This window comes from Aeromonas sp. Y289-2, from assembly GCF_027705925.1.
Classification (GTDB): Bacteria; Pseudomonadota; Gammaproteobacteria; order Enterobacterales; family Aeromonadaceae; genus Aeromonas; species Aeromonas veronii.
Window position 1 is genome coordinate 14,058 of record NZ_JAPDCH010000001.1, and the last position, 15,468, is coordinate 29,525.

A 15,468-nucleotide genomic window follows, 5' to 3' on the forward strand; every position below is an offset into this window, starting at 1 on the left:
TACATCGAGGATTAGTCACCCTCGATGTAATTGCCTTTCCCAGCACCAATTGCCAGAGCGCGAAACCGTTCGCCCTGTCCAAAATGTTCGGCAAACTGAGCCGCCGTCATCGTGCTTTTATCGGTAACAGGCTCATCAGCCCGTTTATCACTATCCCAATCACAATCAATGGCATATAGGGTTTTCGCAATACGCCATTCACCCTTGATCACCGCCCCCATTAATGCGGTATGACCGCGCTTGTCACGCAAGCAAGGGTCTGCCCCTCTTTCGAGAAGAGACTTCACAGCCTCCGACTGCCCTTGGTAAGCGGCAATCATCAGTGCGGTGTAACTCTGCTCATTGCGCTCATCGATCGGGAAGCCAGCTTTTACAAATTCATTCAGAACACTCACCTCTCCGCTGCGCGCAGCGGCAAAGAAATATTCTTGTAAGCTGGCAGGCTGCAATTGCTCCGCCTCTGTCGGCTCGCTACCCCAGGCAGGTTCAGACAACCCCACAAGCACCACAAGCAAACTCAGCAGCAAACGGTTAGGTACCATCCTGCACTCCTTCAACATAGTGCCTGCAAGGCCCGGTTCATGATTGCAGGCAGGAACAAGTGGGCCCTGCAGGACTTACCGAGTTACCCCCACCGCCTGCCTGGTGGGGGCAAAATTAGAGTTTGCTCGCGAGTTGTTTGACCTGCTGCTCATCCCCCTTAACGGCACGAGTTAGGGCCATACCATATTCACTGTCTGCTTTGTAAAAGTGGGCCAGCATCTTGTGCTTCACTCCACTGTCACGCACAGCACCGAGATCGGCAGCCAAGTTGCGCACGAGATTAGTCTTTCCTTTAGCATCGAGAGAGCGATAGAAATTGCCGGCTTGGCTGAAGTTATCGGTTTTCTCGATCTGCTTTTGCTGAACTGTACCCTCTAGCGCTGTCGTTACTGCACGCGCCTCTGCCACCATGGTCTTAGGTGCCTGGCTGCTCGGTTCATAGTTCACGTTGCTGATTGTATTGCCAATGTTCATGGCACCATCCTGGTTGTTACTCACAACCGGCACCAATGGACGGTTGATAGGCAACTGTTGATGGTTTGCTCCGAGACGGTAGAACTGGGTGTCACTGTAGGCGAACAGACGCCCCTGAAGCAGACGGTCTTCGGAAGGTTCGATACCAGATATCAGGTTGGCCGGAGCAAAGGCAGACTGTTCGGTTTCCTGGAAAAAGTTGTCAGGAATTCGATTGAGGGTCATGGTTCCTATCTTCTGCTCAGGTACCCCCTCCCACACCTTAGTAGCGTCCAGCGGGTTGTAGCTAAAGTCGTTCAGCTGAGAGGGCTTTAACACCTGAATAGCCAGATCCCATTTCGGGTAGTCGCCGGCCTTGATGGCACTGTACAGATCCCGGGTCAGATGGTTGAAATCCTGACCTTGTAACTTAGCGACCTGATCTAGATCCAGACTGCTCACCCCCTGCCGGCTGCGCCAGTTAAATTTGACGTAATGCACATCGCCCTTGGCGTTGACGAACTTGTAGGCATGCACGCCGAAGCCATCCATTTTGCGATAGCTGGCTGGGGTACCGAGATCGGAGTAAACCTGGGTCAGCATATGAGTAGAGGCCGGATCCTGACTCATGAAGTCAAACACTCGGTTCGGGTCTTGAATATTGTCGACCGGTGAAGGCTTGAGAGAGTGGACCATATCGGGAAACTTGATGGCGTCACGGATGAAGAATACCGGTAGGTTATTGCCTACCAAATCCCAGTTGCCCTGGTCGGTATAAAACTTGGTAGCAAAGCCCCGTGGATCCCGGAGGGTCTCTGGACTATGTTGGCCATGAATAACTGTGGAGAAGCGAACGAAAACAGGGGTTTTCTTGTTCACGGCTGAGAATAGGCTTGCAGAAGTGAGCTCTGGAATAGCATGGGTCACTTCAAACTCGCCATGGGCGCCAGTTCCTCGGGCATGAACAACCCGCTCGGGGATCCGCTCCCTGGCAAAGCGCTGCAATTTTTGGATGAGATGCACATCTTGCAGCAAGACAGAACCATTCTCACCGGCCGTAGTGGAGTGCTGATTATCACCTACGGGCGCACCGTTATCGCGGGTGAGGACATCAGCTTGAACGTGCAATGCAAGGCCAGACATGAGAGCAATTGTCAATTTTGTCATTATTTTCATTTCTTCCCTTATTTTTTCTAGAATTATCCCTGCCTGCGTGCTCAATACTATGCCAGCCATGCATTCTAAAAAAACGATTAAATACGATTAAATCGTTCTGTTTTTACGATTAGGTTTGACTGTGGCTGAAATGAGTGAGAAAGAAATAGGTCACCAACAAGGCTTTGCTGATTGATGGCCATATCTAACCTTGGTGTGAAAGCGACAATGCCGAGCGACTTGATGGCAATAACGGCCTATAGCCCTGCCCTCACATCGGCAAACTGTTTGGTGGTGAGTGGGTAACCGTGAGCGACCCCGGCTATTTGCAGTGCGTAGACAAAAAATTAAGTATTGAGGCAATGGGGAATCAGCTCCCCCTCGATGTTGGAATACTCAACGTTAAACAACTCGAGTATCTCGCTTATCACAGAAGCAAAATATATCGGTCCGCACCGACCTCGGAGTAATGGGAAATAGCCCCTCACCGCGGCGTGTTTGCTAGCAGCTTCCTCAGCTTGTTGACCACAACTTCATCTTTAGGCTGAGGAATCACTACGACTTTGGGTTTGGGTGGCTTGGGGAGCTTGGCAGGCTTGGGTGGCCCCATGGGCGCCCTGGTGATTTTTATCACCCGAACCATCACCATGACCTTTGCTTGCCCATCACTGATAATGCACTTCTCCCGCTTGAACTCTCAGGTAATCCGCGGGTGGGTAATTAACTTGCGGAGGAGCCGTCCTGAAACTGGCATAGATACATTGAACTGGTCACACAACTGCAGGCTGGTGATGAACCGGTCTTGCTGCAGAGCCCAGGCTGCGACCTCTTCAAAGAGTTCTTCTGTTGACATCCTTGTCCTCCCCAGTAAGAAGCGAACTCGCTCCAGCTACCTGTATGTCCCTCTCTTATACAAGCGATCGTTTAGCTTGAGGTTGATATTCTGGAGATTATCAACCAACTAGGACGCAGAGCTTACTACGCCTAATGACTACTAAATCTGTGATCACAACCCAAAATGGAACGCAATCGACTCCATTAATAAACACATATCGGATAAATTCATCAATAATGTCAAGTGTGTTTAGGAGCCAGCCATGCAATATGCAAAATGCACCCTAGATAATAAGAACTGGGAAGCTACATTATTTGAGCAACTTCCTAGTGGAGAGCTAGAGACAAAAAGAACCAGCTTAGTTTGCTCTGAATGTGGTGAGTTTGCTTGGTACAGGAAGCGAAGTATACACGGCCATCCCCCACATTTTTGCGCTCATCATGCTGAGGGTTGCGATCTGAAAGTCGAATATGTCTCATCGACAGAAAACAGAGATGATGCAACAGAAGCTGTTGATAATGTAGAAAACAATGACACGATCGTCGTAAGACTGGATCAGGAAAAAGGCGGTGCAATTGATGTTGTTCAACCCCAGAATCCTCCAATCCCAGGCCAAGGAGAGGGCGGTCGAAGATTTGTCATAGATGGCAATAGTAGGGTTTCATCTCAGCAGTTTACACTTCGTCGAATTTTGCATCGTCTAGTTAAGAGCGAAGCATTCAGGCACTCAGCGAGCCGTATCATCTTCTACAGAACTAACGAAGAAGTGATGCTGGACGGCCAAGTGAAAGACATTGTGGTGAGCTTTGCGGACATAGCTAAAGAGAAGCACAATGACCAGATCAATTTTTATTGGGGTCCTGTTGTATCGGCCAAAAAGACAAAAGATGGGAAAATATGGCTCAACTCTAGCATGAGTTATAACTCTGCCAGCGTAGCAATATTTGAAGATATTGCGGATGACTTCATGCAGTTTTTCGAGGTGGAAGAACTGGACGATTTGCTCGGTGCTTATGTGCTGGTCGCAGGGCGATGCTTGTACAGTAATGGTGGAGATGGCAAGCCCGTAATCTGGTGTGGCACTAAGAACTACATTTTTGTGAAGAAGTACAAAGATCCATATGTCGAGGACGTTTGACGAAACTACACGCCGGCACCACGCCGGCGATTTCCCCATATGTAGGCATCGTTATCCCTCTTGCCTACCCCGCCATTCGCTAACCATCTCGTCCGTTATCTCTTCCTTGTAGCAGATCGGCGCATAGCCACCGGCCCTGCTCTAGGCACTGCGTTTGCCACAACGGCTGCCATTCCTGGCCAAGTTGTATGGGCACGGACAGTTCCCGGGGTAACTCTCGATGGACTCTTGGATAATCTGCTGCTTCACCTGCTCATCAACAAGCCTCACGCCAGGCACTTGCTCCTTAGCGCTGGCGGCACATCCGATGCTCAACAGAGCCAGTAACAGTATGCGTTTCACAACCTACCCTATCTAGTTCTCTTATGGATACCTCTGGTTCTACCACATCGATAATTAATAAATAGCCCACTGTTGATTAATTCCTGATTTGCATCAAAAACATGTCTGATATCACAGAGTTAAGTGACAAATCGCTCAACTTTACGAGATTCGATTGGTAGGCTATTCGACTGGTGCCCATGTCTCACACAGGGCCTTAAGATGGTGAGCTTCAATACCGTCAGACAACTGGTCAAAAGCAGCAATCTGGGGGCTGTAACCTAGGGGCGGTAGCGAATGCAACGCTCAGGGAGCCCTCCCCCACAACAACAGCATCAGATGGACTCGATGCAAACAACCGACAAGGAGAACCCAATGGGTGAATGGTCAGAGTATTTTGAGGATTTTCCGGAAGAGAACCCGGCTAACTGGGTAAACGGAGAGTTCAACCCCCGACTGGCTCAGGAAGTGCGTATTCAAGGGGATCGGCTGAGAGCGACAACCAACAAGGCTCGCTCAGAAATCAACACCGTCATCATGAAGGCTTGGTTAGATACTAAGGCCAAATCTTTTCTTCTAACTGAAGAATGTCCTCAGTGTGGACTGCCTGAGCTGAACACCTACAAGATTAATGACACGTTCTACCTCTGTGAGTGCCAGGACTGTGGAATCCACGGCCTAGGCGAAACTCATGCTTTGGCACTAAAGAACACCTTCGACGCTATCGGAGATGGGCTTGACTGGAGAGATAACACGATTCGGTACGAATGACCAGCATATGGATATCAATACTATTATTCGCACATATACTCGCAATCCTTAATTAAGGAAGATGCGCATGATAAAACATCATAACTTTAAAAGTTTAATATAAGAAATTAGTATTTTGTGTTGTTCGAATGTTTCGCATATCTCTTAGAAGTTTTAGCTCTCTTCATAGTTTTAATAGGCAGGATGCAAATATGGACTCTGATGATAAAAAAGCAGCGACAGGTGCAGTGACTGTTGGCGCTGCAGCAGGTATTGCAAATGCAGGATTAGTTTTCAGCAGTGCTGTTGCCACAGCTAACGCTGCAGGTTTGAGTGGGGCTGCAGCGATTTCATCAGCTCTGGCAACGTTAGGTGGTGGAGCTATAGCCGCCGGCGGGGGCGGTATGGCAGCTGGAGTAACTGCGATAGCTAGTGCAGCGGCTTGGCCAGCAGCAATTATAGCAGTCACCGGTTTTGGTGGTTATCAACTTTATAAATACATTAAAAAGTGAACTACAATAAATTTATAGCGCAGTTACATGCAAATGAATTCACTAATAATTTGTAAGTTCATCTCTGACAAAAAAGCTTAATGGAGACTACATCGCGAGGTATAACAGATAAATAGCTGCGTTACGAGTCTTTACAGTTTTAGTACAAAATGTCCTCAGCGAGTGCCAGAACTGCGGCATTCATGGCAGAGGCGAAACCCATGCTCTAGCACTAAAGAACACCTTTGACGCTATTGGTGATGGACTTGACTGGAGGGATTACACAATACAATACGAATAAAACCACCCCCACATATAAATTTACAAAAATTTCTTATAAAAATACAACACAATAAAAATCATCACTTTAAATTAATGAATAATGGCTTTGTATCATTGCTGTTTACAGCGTAATTTTAAAATCTAAAACAATCAACCTTATATATCCCAAAAATCACCAACATAAAGATTAGGAAAAAATGGCAATTGTAAATGTTATAATTTCAACAACTAACATTGTCGCCAACAAAATAAAAGCAATGCTCCGGGAAAGAGAAACAAATCTAAAGGCACACTACGCGCCATATTATTTAAGTGTAGAGGAAATATTGAGCAGGCACTTAATTGAAATTTCATGGCGGAACAAATACATTTCATCTTTCAGCTCATCTTCAAACGATGACGACATGCGCCAACAAATGATTGATATAAAAGAACACAATGATTTTATATCTGAAGCAGCATCAAAATCTGCAAATGGAATGACATTAAATGACATGCAAATAGAAATATTGAATCTAGTTACAAAACTGCAAGGTATTGTATCCCCATCTTTAATAGAATCTCTAAATCAGTACTCAGAAGAATTAAGAGATGCTCAATATCTTGGTGAATGTGACTTTCTTACTGACCCTTGTCAAAACACGCTTAATCTTACCAGAGACCTCAGAGCAAAAATTCCGACCATTCACAAAGATTCTGACATCGAGTGAATAACAAAATATTTTTGTTGATAAATTGATAAAGTCAAAGGGGTTAAATGTATATTGAATCACAGGAAAGAATTTACTATAGCAATAAAAACCCAATTCCCTTAGATGATGTAATTACATCACTCCAAGGATACTCAGAGCTAATTAAGATGCTCCCATCAGTCTTGGAGCACCTCGATAAGAGCCTGCTCATAAACGACATAAAGGTGTATGTTGATGAGGTTAAAAAAGGCAGCCTATGGGAAGTGCTACTGATTGGGCTGGCATTTGGTAGCCAACAGTCATTAGATTATCACTTAACAGGTGTAAATGATTGGGCTCATGAGAAACTTATGAATGCTGGAATCACTGATAAAAACATACGGAATGGATTGATTGTTTTAGTCGCAATCTTAGCTGTGTCAGGAGCATCGATGGCCTTTGACTACATGCAAAAGCTACTTGGTGGACGTGATGAAAGCGCTTCAACGATTCAAACTAACAACAACATTTTTATTAATATAGGTGCAGAGGCATATGGCACTACACCTGATGCTATCCAAGCAGCAATTTCACATGCAATTGATGTTCATGGTCAAGCAAAAGTGGCAAAAGAAGCTAGGAAAATAATTTTCCCTGCAAAATTAGAATCCGGTTCAGAAATTAAATTTTTCTCAGGAGCAAGCGATTCTGATGTACCAATAATTACTTTTGATAAAGATCTTGTTGCTGCTCTACCTAGTTATGACTTTGATGATGGCGATGTTTCTATTCCCCAAAATGATGTTGAAGTTTTTATAACTAGCATGGATCTTGAACGACATAAGACTGGCTGGGCAGCACATATCCCATCGATATCGGAGAATAAGAGGATTCCAATTAGCTTCAACAACGATGAAAATCTAGAACAAATTGCATTAGACCGTAACTACAAAGCTAACATTACAGTAATTTATAGCAGAGATAAAAAATCTGGAGATCTAAAACCTAGGCGAGCATTGATTATGTCTTTATCTCATAAGTTGGATAAAAATTTTAAGAGCATATCCCAATAGGCTGTTCAACGGCAAATTGTATAGAAAAAACGGGCAATTCAGTTTTCATTTACTCTTACTGACATGTAAGACAATTTCCCCAGAGATCTAGATAAATAACTGCCATTTATAAACTCATTAAAATAGTCATTGCATCACATTAATCCATACAATACAAATCAATTTCTTGTAGAGAAAGCAATATGCAATTTAAAGAAAGAGCCATCACAGATAACATAATTAGCATTAAAAACATAGATACTCCAATATATCGAATCTTTAGCCTTTCACGAATTAAAGAATGGCTTAGAAGCAATGAGCTTGTGTTAGTTAACCCAGGAAAATGGGATGATCCTTTTGAGAACTTTTTCCTAAAAAGTAAAATTGATATAGGTGGCGGTGAAATAGCTAGCTTAGATGCTCTGGCGAATGATTGGTATGGCCAGTGCTGGACAACCAATGAAGATACAGATGCAATGTGGCGGATATATAGTCATAACAAAGATGGTATCAGAGTCAAAACTACAGTTCGAAAACTATTCACTTCTATCTATGATGAAAAGGACACATTTGCATCACTAAAATATTTCATAGGTAAAGTTGATTATAAAACCCAAGATGAGATTATTAACATAATACATGAGACGCCTTTTTCAAGCGTCATTTTTGGAGGGCAAAATAATAAATTCGCCTCTCTTCTATGCATAAAAAGAGAGGCATTTTCACACGAACAAGAGATACGAATTCTAATCAACGACGTTGACCAAAAAAAAGGTGACGCTGGTTGCTACCGTGTGCATTTAGATCCGAGAAATGTCCTTGATGAGATTTGTATTGACCCCAGAGCCAACAATGCTCAACTCAAAATAATAACAAGTGAAATCAAAGCTTTAAATGTGAATTTACCTATTATTCAATCCAACCTTTATAAGATATCTTTACCTGATTTAAAACTCTAAACGTATTGATTTTACTTATCCTGTTAACAGCTGACGCTGGCCTTAAACCGGCGTCTCTTATGATTGTCTCCTGAAGAACGCTTACAACCCCTGTAGCCCAGTCTTCGGTTAATACGGGCTCAGCAAGCCCTCAGGTAAACTTCCTTGCTGCCTCCCAGCCTCTTCTGGCCTCGACGCGAACTACCGCCGCTAAAATAATATAGTGATCCCGCCATTATTGGTACCTCACCAACTCAACAGTTAAAAGCAATTATGTTAAAACATTGACATATGTGGAAAGAGTCAATTGTATGAAAACACTTTATATAATCGGCAATGGATTTGACCTCTGGCATGGTTTACCAACAAGTTATCGCCAATTTTATGATTTCGCACAAGACATTCTTGATGAGGTTGAAGAGCATTACATATTTAATCCTAGTAGAGATATCCCTTGGTATGACTTTGAGAACGCATTAGGTACATTCAATGCAGATGGATTTTTTGATTACCATAATGAAATTGATGTAACAGCTGAGGACTTTAGGTCAAGCTTCGCATTCGCGTTAGAGGATGAGCTTGTGGAAGCATCGGAAAGACATGTTACTACAATAAAAGATGCATTTATTGAGTGGATAGATCAAATTGATGAAACACAAGCAACAATAAAAATGAAATTCAATGATAATGCCATCTTTATAAATTTCAATTACACATCAACACTCCAAGCTGTCTATGATATTGAAGATAAAGACATATTGCACATTCACGGCTGTGCAAAGAAGTATGATGAATTAATTTTCGGACATGGAGAAGAAATAACAAGCAATCCCGAAATAGATGAAAATGGAGACAGCAACCGCACCATGTTCTCCGATGCTGAAAGCGCAGCAAAATATCCTCTATACGCGTTTAAAAAACCAGTCGATGAAATTATAAAAAACATGACTAATTATTTTGAACAACTCGGCGATGTAACAGAGATTGTCATTATTGGCCACTCATTAAATAAAATAGACTTACCGTATTTTTGTCGGATTTCTGAAAAAGCTACTGGCGCAAAATGGAACGTCGCTTGTTATACAGAAAGCGACAAGACCTATTATTTGCAAGCTTTGATAAATTGTGGTATCAGCCAAGATAAAATCAATACACTTTCATACAATGACTTATAGTGTGTACAGATCTAGTTATCACCTGGCACCTCAGGCCGATGTCCTTCTACCTCTCAACAACTTCACTTGCGCACATCTCATCCGTTTTACCTCCTCCACCACTCGCTCAGGTGCCATGTCGACAACCAACCAGTGCCCTGCCCCACGCAGGCAATCGGTGTGCCCCAATGCCGAAAGCTCATCTGCCACCTCCAGCTGTACCCTCTCCCCACTCCAGCCCCGAACGGCTGGGTAGACAACTACCCTGCAGAATTTCGCAGCCTTGACCGCGGCAATCACATCTTGGTTGAACATCCCTGAATCCCCCCTGTGATGGTGTATCCACGCTCTCGACGGTCGGTGATAATCCGCTCCATCTCAATCTTCACAGCTTCGCGAGTAACTTCACCGTCACGTTTTAGCACGATCACGGTCGCCTCCATCTCGCATGCCCCAATGGAGAGCAGGAGCTGGCGTGGCTCAGGAGGTAATCTGCGCAATATATCTGTCCTCACTTCTGCCGGGCGCGGCGCGAACTGGCGCTCGATGTCAGCAGCCATATCAAGCACCACCTCCCTGATCTGAGCTGGTGTAAACCCACGCAATACGCAGCCCCAGGCCAACACTACACCGCGGGCATTGGCGTCCAGGTAGTTTGCGCTTGCCGGCCAGCTACCAGCCATCATCGGCAACAGCTCCTCAGCCATAAACGCCGCCATACGGTCGCTCACCAATGGCCGTTCCTGCATCCCAGGCAGGGCTGTCACGTTAGAGGGGTGTGTTGTCGTCATAGACCCCCCTCCCCGACTCTCTGAGAGCCTGTGCTGCGTTCTGGGCCGCCTGCAGGTTTGCCAGTGGCTTTCGCTGTGCTGCCGTCCTAAACGGGCTGGCAGCACGACGCACCCAGTTTCGCCATGTTTTCTCCCAATCCAGCTTGGTTGCTTTGGCCCCGGGCAGTGACTGCCAGTAATCGGCGAATGTAACGGCCTCAAGGAGGATCCGCTCTCGTGGCCATCCAGTTTCTTGACTGGCCCACCTCCCCCACTCTGCAGGTAGGAACCAGTCATTCGGCAAACGAGTTCCTCGTCGTGGAGATGAGCGCTCGGCAGCGCGCTCCCCCTGGGGGGATATAGGGGGGATCTTTGGATCAATGACTGGATCTAAAGAGTGACTGATTCTATGTGCAGCTCCTGCACTATGAGTCTGTGCAACTCCTGCACATGCTATGTGCATCTCTTGCACATCTGGATGAGCAGGAGATTCACCATCAAGTGTCAGCATGTAGACATTTGACCTCTTCCCATTGGGGCCTCTTCGGGCCTCCTTAACCAAAAGGCCCGCCGCACAGAGCGCATCGATATGACTGATCACTGAGCGACGCGAAATCTCACATTGGTCAGCGATATGTTCACTGCTTTAAAATTTGCTAGAGCAGGCCAAGTGCTTGAAACAGACAAAATTGCCATGCACTGAGTTTTTATTGTTGCTTTCGCCATAGTCAGTAAAGAAGCTAGACCTCAATAAATTGCATACATGTGTCGAGCACCGCGTTATTTCCCAAATCGATGCAGTTTGAAGGGATCTTACTGAGGACTCGGTGATCTGATCACCACCATCCCCTTCAAGTCTGCATCATGGGCACGTCGCTTCATCCCATCACCAACTGGCCTCAATTCAACAAGTTTTTGATTAATCGTGGTTCACTCACCTTCAGGATTGATACCGAGGTCATGCACAACTGATTTCACCAAGACCATCACGGGCTACGGGGCCGCAACCAGCTATACAGCGACCAGAGCATCTGCACCTTTGATGCTCAAGAGGAATTTCAACCTCACTCTGCTGGCCACTCAGGAAATACTCTACTCCTTATTCGCGTTGATGAATGTGCCGCTGTGTCTGTCGGACTATAGGGGTGCCAGCAAGCGGATAAGCACGGTGACGGTGGCGTATCGGCAGCCATTTAAAGCAAAGGTTACCGATCAGGTATCGACTCAACCGGGCTGAAGGTGTTTGGTGAAGGCGAGTGGAAGGTCAGAAAGCATGGTGCTGAGAAGCTGCGAGTGTGGCGCAAGCTGCATCTAGCGGTGGACCCTGCAACCAACGACATCGTGGCAGCAGAAGTGTTATTGGGGAATGTCCATGATACCGAGGTGCTGCCAACCTTACTCAATCCACTGCGGCGCAAGTTGGGCCGTGTTTATGCGGATGGTGCCTATAACAGCAAAGCCAGCCATCAGCTTATCTCGCGCAAAGGGGCGACAGCCTGTATCCCGCCTCGAAAGAACGCGGGATTCTGGAAAAAGGGGACCCCAAGAAATGAGACTGTGCTGGTGATGCGCAAAGAAGGGCTGGCGCACTGGAAGAAGATATCGAGGTATCACCGTTGCTCGCTGGCAGAGACGGCGATGTATCGGTTCAAACAGTTGCTGGCGGGGAAAATCAGTCTGCGTAACTACGACGGCCAAGTGGGAAAAGTAATGGCGTGTGTAAGCGCCATAAACAAACTGAACACTCAGGGTTTTGCCTGTTAGACAGCCCCGAATGTAGCAGTTACCAAAGGCTGGGGTTGTTGCTGCTTGATGATTGATTTGGGAAACAACGCCGTCGAGCACTATCAACAACGTATCGATGGCGCTCGGTCTCATTGGAGGAAAATATGATGCGCTCAATAAAAAAGAATGCGGCCACTTACCTTTAAAATAAACTGTTCTCAATTGTTAAACCATTCAAACCTTAATAAACAGTAGCCTTCCCTCAACACTACTGCATGGCTTCCTCTAAAACTTAAAAAAACTTGAGCGTTAAGCAATTATCACCCCCAAGAAAACATTGACCTTACCTACATAACAAAATTTAATTTCACGCCATAAACAACTGCTCTTAATAGTACTACATCTTGCCGTAAGCCTTTAGCGTAAGGAATTTGTGCAATCTGACGGCAACCCCTGAAATGACAAGGTTCAGCGAAAATGTGTGCTTCATATCACCTGTAGAAGCGGTACGAGTACAGTGTTCTACCATCCAGTTGAACTATTTAGTTCAACAAGCTGTTATGCCGCAAGGGACATCAACAGACCAACCCATCACCATTAAAACACCATTCTTCATGCAGGTTAACTCCAAGCTTTGCTTGATGGCATATAAAGGGTCTATTGCCGTATTATGGCAATTTTTATCGAAAAATTTCCCAGATTTTCGCATGCAAATCGTTGTGGTTTTATCATGTACACAAATCCTAATCATTTAAAAATGGCTCTTTAAAAAACAAAGCTTTAAGCTAATGAAACTACTATCTCAATGTCAAAAATCTGTGCCACTATATGGCAATGAACATTTGGCGCTGCCATATGGTGGCAGACACTTCTACCCAACGACTTGCTGAGCCTGTTCACCATACAGACAACTCAGAAAAACCATCAAATTATGAAGATAAAACGACTGGATATGCAATAACCAACCCTTCCATAATCATCTCAGTATCTTGTTCAAAGATAGTACAATGGGACACCATTAATTATAACCAAGCCATCTTTTTAAACCCAATCGAATCCCAGTTAGAGGGTGACTTATTATGCATTTAATACATGCCTTTGACGCTATCTTGTAGATACTCATGAATTATACCTTTTCATTCTGACCTTCATTTACATCCCCTGTATTTCAATATGAAATACGAACCATATAGAAAACTATCTTAAACAATATGAATTGCTGAGTTATTACTTATACTATCTCACTTGGTGCCACACTGTGATGATATATTTCATTATATGATTAAGATTAAGTGGCATGGCTATGGATTTTATCCGCTGGGATGAAAATTTCAATACGATACGTCTTGTCACCCAGAGTGGGGATTGAATAGTCCTGTATCTAAAGCATAATAAAAACAAAGATTTCACCAATATCTCACCCTGGTAATTAGAATATACAGACCTATTCAACTTGGCGACTCTGGATGTTATTAATCACGCGGGAGATGGTACGCGAGGCGGTGAGTATCTACAACATGGAGCGACCGTATTATATGTTGAAATACAGAGTCCCCGATGTGGTACATCGGGAATTTTGAGTGAAGAATGCTAGTTGAAATTGTGTAAACCGGCATTATTGCCCAAATAGATACAGCTTGAATGGAACTAACTCAGAACTAGGTGACATGATCGGCGTTGTTTCCCAAATCGATGCAGTTTGAAGGGGACTGACTGAGGACTCGGTGATCTGATCACCACCATCCTCTTCAAGTCTGCATCATGGGGACGTCGCTTCTCCCCATCACCAACAGGCCTCAATACAACAAGTCTTTGATTAACCGTGGTTCCCTCACCTTCTGGGTTGATACCGAGGCCATGAGCAACTGGTTTATCCACGACCATCATGGGCGGCGGGGCCGCGGCCAACTCTACACTGACCAGACCATTTGTACCCTCCTGATGCTCAAGGGGATTTTCAGTCTCACTCTGCGAGCAACACAGGGACTACTCGACTCCCTGTTCGAGTTGATGAACCTACCGCTGTGCGCACCGGACTACAGCTGTGTCAGCAAGCGCGCTCGCACGGTGAAAGTGGCCTATCGACAACCCGCCAAGGGGGGTATCACCGACCTGGTTATCGACTCGACCGGGCTGAAAGTGTTTGGTGAAGGCGAGTGGAAGGTCAGACAACACGGCACCGAGAAGCGGCGAGTCTGGCGCAAGTTGCATCTGGCGGTAGACCCGGTGACCCACGATATCGTGGCGGCAGAAGTCTCGCTGGAAAATATCCATGATGCCGAGGTGTTGCCGACCTTGCTCAACCCACTTCGGCGTAAGCTGGGACGTGTTTATGCGGATGGTGCCTATGACAGCAAAGACTGCCCTCAGCTTATCTCGCGCAAAAGGGCGACAGCCTGTATCCCGCCTCGCAAAAGCGCGGGGTTATGGGAAAAGGGACATCCAAGAAATGAGGCTGTGCTGGTTATGCACAAGGAAGGGCTGGCGAACTGGAAGAAGATATCTAGATATTACCGTCGCTCGTAGGCAGAGGCGGCGATGTATCGGTTCAAGCACTTGCTGGTGTGGAAAATCAGTCTGCGAAAATACAATGGTCAGGTAGGGGAAGTGATGGCGTATGTGAACGCGACAAACAAACTTAACAGCCTTGGCCTGCCCGTCAGACAGCCCCGAGTGTAGCGGTCACCTGGGCCGGGGGGGTCATGACTAGTTAGCTGATTTGGACAACAACGCCATTCCATACCCAACAAGCAAGAACTAAAACGAGCCAAAATTGTTATTGAAATTTACATATCATGACCATAAGCCATATTGTTTCATAGCCATTTTCATTGCTTTTATAATACACAAAAACAATTATTGAATTGATTTTCGCAGTATGAAAATGACGACTTGTTTTTCTATATCATAAAAGCAAACCGTCTAAAAATATGGTAAATTGACACATATACCAATCATGTTTAACCTCCTAAAAAAATAGGAGGCCATATGAACAACAATGAACCAGCACTAATAAGGACAAAAACACTATTAAAAAAACTTGGCATATCCAGATCGACGCTCTACAGATGGATTAAAGAAGACAAATTCCCACCACCTATCAATAAGGGCTTTTATTCTGTCGCAGCGATAAATAGCTGGATATCAAGGGGAAATCACTCATCTTAGATGATGAGTCACACCATCCTAT

At 45.3% G+C, this 15,468-nt stretch carries 14 protein-coding genes and 1 pseudogene; 11 read left to right on the plus strand and 4 right to left on the minus strand.

The window, feature by feature from the left end:
* Positions 1-11: 11 nt before the first annotated feature.
* The 3 genes from OKC43_RS00095 to OKC43_RS00105 all read right to left on the minus strand — a co-directional run bounded on the left by OKC43_RS00095 (position 12) and on the right by OKC43_RS00105 (position 3,004).
* The gene (locus OKC43_RS00095) at positions 12-542 is read right to left on the minus strand and encodes an ankyrin repeat domain-containing protein (RefSeq protein ID WP_236272555.1); all 531 of its coding nucleotides are present in this window, start codon (positions 540-542) and stop codon (positions 12-14) included.
* A gap of 115 nt (positions 543-657) precedes the next feature.
* Positions 658-2,163: a catalase gene (locus OKC43_RS00100; RefSeq protein ID WP_218972434.1), complete on the minus strand. Its 1,506-nt coding sequence runs from the start codon at positions 2,161-2,163 to the stop codon at positions 658-660.
* 685 nt (positions 2,164-2,848) lie between these two features.
* Positions 2,849-3,004 carry a hypothetical protein gene (locus tag OKC43_RS00105; protein ID WP_180349290.1) on the minus strand — a complete coding sequence of 52 codons (156 nt, stop codon included), beginning with the start codon at positions 3,002-3,004 and terminating at the stop codon, positions 2,849-2,851.
* 244 nt (positions 3,005-3,248) lie between these two features.
* Between OKC43_RS00105 and OKC43_RS00110 the strand changes: the two genes are divergently transcribed.
* The 7 genes from OKC43_RS00110 to OKC43_RS00140 all read left to right on the plus strand — a co-directional run bounded on the left by OKC43_RS00110 (position 3,249) and on the right by OKC43_RS00140 (position 9,804).
* A complete protein-coding gene (locus OKC43_RS00110; protein WP_236272556.1) occupies positions 3,249-4,124 on the plus strand; it encodes a hypothetical protein in 876 nt (291 codons plus the stop codon).
* Between the two features lie 696 nt (positions 4,125-4,820).
* Positions 4,821-5,216, plus strand: a complete 396-nt coding sequence (locus OKC43_RS00115; RefSeq protein ID WP_236272557.1) for a hypothetical protein — start codon at positions 4,821-4,823, stop codon at positions 5,214-5,216.
* Between the two features lie 191 nt (positions 5,217-5,407).
* The gene (locus tag OKC43_RS00120) at positions 5,408-5,707 is read left to right on the plus strand and encodes a hypothetical protein (RefSeq protein ID WP_139123893.1); all 300 of its coding nucleotides are present in this window, start codon (positions 5,408-5,410) and stop codon (positions 5,705-5,707) included.
* 458 nt (positions 5,708-6,165) lie between these two features.
* Positions 6,166-6,678: a hypothetical protein gene (locus OKC43_RS00125; protein ID WP_236272558.1), complete on the plus strand. Its 513-nt coding sequence runs from the start codon at positions 6,166-6,168 to the stop codon at positions 6,676-6,678.
* 47 nt (positions 6,679-6,725) lie between these two features.
* Complete coding sequence (locus OKC43_RS00130) at positions 6,726-7,712, plus strand: hypothetical protein (RefSeq protein WP_236272559.1); 987 nt, start codon at positions 6,726-6,728, stop codon at positions 7,710-7,712.
* 182 nt (positions 7,713-7,894) lie between these two features.
* The gene (locus OKC43_RS00135) at positions 7,895-8,650 is read left to right on the plus strand and encodes a DUF2971 domain-containing protein (RefSeq protein WP_236272560.1); all 756 of its coding nucleotides are present in this window, start codon (positions 7,895-7,897) and stop codon (positions 8,648-8,650) included.
* Between the two features lie 290 nt (positions 8,651-8,940).
* The gene (locus tag OKC43_RS00140) at positions 8,941-9,804 is read left to right on the plus strand and encodes a bacteriophage abortive infection AbiH family protein (protein WP_236272561.1); all 864 of its coding nucleotides are present in this window, start codon (positions 8,941-8,943) and stop codon (positions 9,802-9,804) included.
* A 275-nt stretch (positions 9,805-10,079) separates the two neighbouring features.
* Here OKC43_RS00140 and OKC43_RS00145 read toward each other — a convergent pair whose 3' ends face one another.
* On the minus strand, positions 10,080-10,574 hold the full coding sequence (locus OKC43_RS00145; protein WP_236272562.1) for a hypothetical protein: 495 nt from the start codon (positions 10,572-10,574) through the stop codon (positions 10,080-10,082).
* A gap of 904 nt (positions 10,575-11,478) precedes the next feature.
* Between OKC43_RS00145 and OKC43_RS21715 the strand changes: the two genes are divergently transcribed.
* The 4 genes and pseudogenes from OKC43_RS21715 to OKC43_RS21725 all read left to right on the plus strand — a co-directional run bounded on the left by OKC43_RS21715 (position 11,479) and on the right by OKC43_RS21725 (position 15,446).
* Positions 11,479-11,790 (plus strand): transposase, encoded by a 312-nt coding sequence (locus OKC43_RS21715; protein ID WP_409010833.1) that lies wholly within the window; start codon positions 11,479-11,481, stop codon positions 11,788-11,790.
* Positions 11,791-11,792: 2 nt separating this feature from the next.
* The gene (locus OKC43_RS21720) at positions 11,793-12,317 is read left to right on the plus strand and encodes an IS5 family transposase (RefSeq protein ID WP_409010834.1); all 525 of its coding nucleotides are present in this window, start codon (positions 11,793-11,795) and stop codon (positions 12,315-12,317) included.
* A gap of 1,722 nt (positions 12,318-14,039) precedes the next feature.
* Positions 14,040-14,957: pseudogene (locus tag OKC43_RS00155) on the plus strand (IS5 family transposase).
* A gap of 309 nt (positions 14,958-15,266) precedes the next feature.
* Positions 15,267-15,446, plus strand: coding sequence for a helix-turn-helix transcriptional regulator (locus tag OKC43_RS21725; RefSeq protein ID WP_409010835.1), 180 nt, complete (start codon positions 15,267-15,269; stop codon positions 15,444-15,446).
* The last annotated feature ends 22 nt before the right edge of the window (positions 15,447-15,468 follow it).

Bases quoted from the DNA above. Each gene is read 5' to 3' on its own strand.
- OKC43_RS00105 (WP_180349290.1), bottom strand. From the start codon at position 3,004: ATGTCAACAGAAGAACTCTTTGAAGAGGTCGCAGCCTGGGCTCTGCAG.
- OKC43_RS00120 (WP_139123893.1), top strand. From the start codon at position 5,408: ATGGACTCTGATGATAAAAAAGCAGCGACAGGTGCAGTGACTGTTGGC.
- OKC43_RS00110 (WP_236272556.1), top strand. From the start codon at position 3,249: ATGCAATATGCAAAATGCACCCTAGATAATAAGAACTGGGAAGCTACA.
- OKC43_RS00095 (WP_236272555.1), bottom strand. From the start codon at position 542: ATGGTACCTAACCGTTTGCTGCTGAGTTTGCTTGTGGTGCTTGTGGGG.
- OKC43_RS00125 (WP_236272558.1), top strand. From the start codon at position 6,166: ATGGCAATTGTAAATGTTATAATTTCAACAACTAACATTGTCGCCAAC.
- OKC43_RS00145 (WP_236272562.1), bottom strand. From the start codon at position 10,574: ATGACGACAACACACCCCTCTAACGTGACAGCCCTGCCTGGGATGCAG.
- OKC43_RS00140 (WP_236272561.1), top strand. From the start codon at position 8,941: ATGAAAACACTTTATATAATCGGCAATGGATTTGACCTCTGGCATGGT.
- OKC43_RS21725 (WP_409010835.1), top strand. From the start codon at position 15,267: ATGAACAACAATGAACCAGCACTAATAAGGACAAAAACACTATTAAAA.
- OKC43_RS00135 (WP_236272560.1), top strand. From the start codon at position 7,895: ATGCAATTTAAAGAAAGAGCCATCACAGATAACATAATTAGCATTAAA.
- OKC43_RS00130 (WP_236272559.1), top strand. From the start codon at position 6,726: ATGTATATTGAATCACAGGAAAGAATTTACTATAGCAATAAAAACCCA.
- OKC43_RS00115 (WP_236272557.1), top strand. From the start codon at position 4,821: ATGGGTGAATGGTCAGAGTATTTTGAGGATTTTCCGGAAGAGAACCCG.
- OKC43_RS00100 (WP_218972434.1), bottom strand. From the start codon at position 2,163: ATGACAAAATTGACAATTGCTCTCATGTCTGGCCTTGCATTGCACGTT.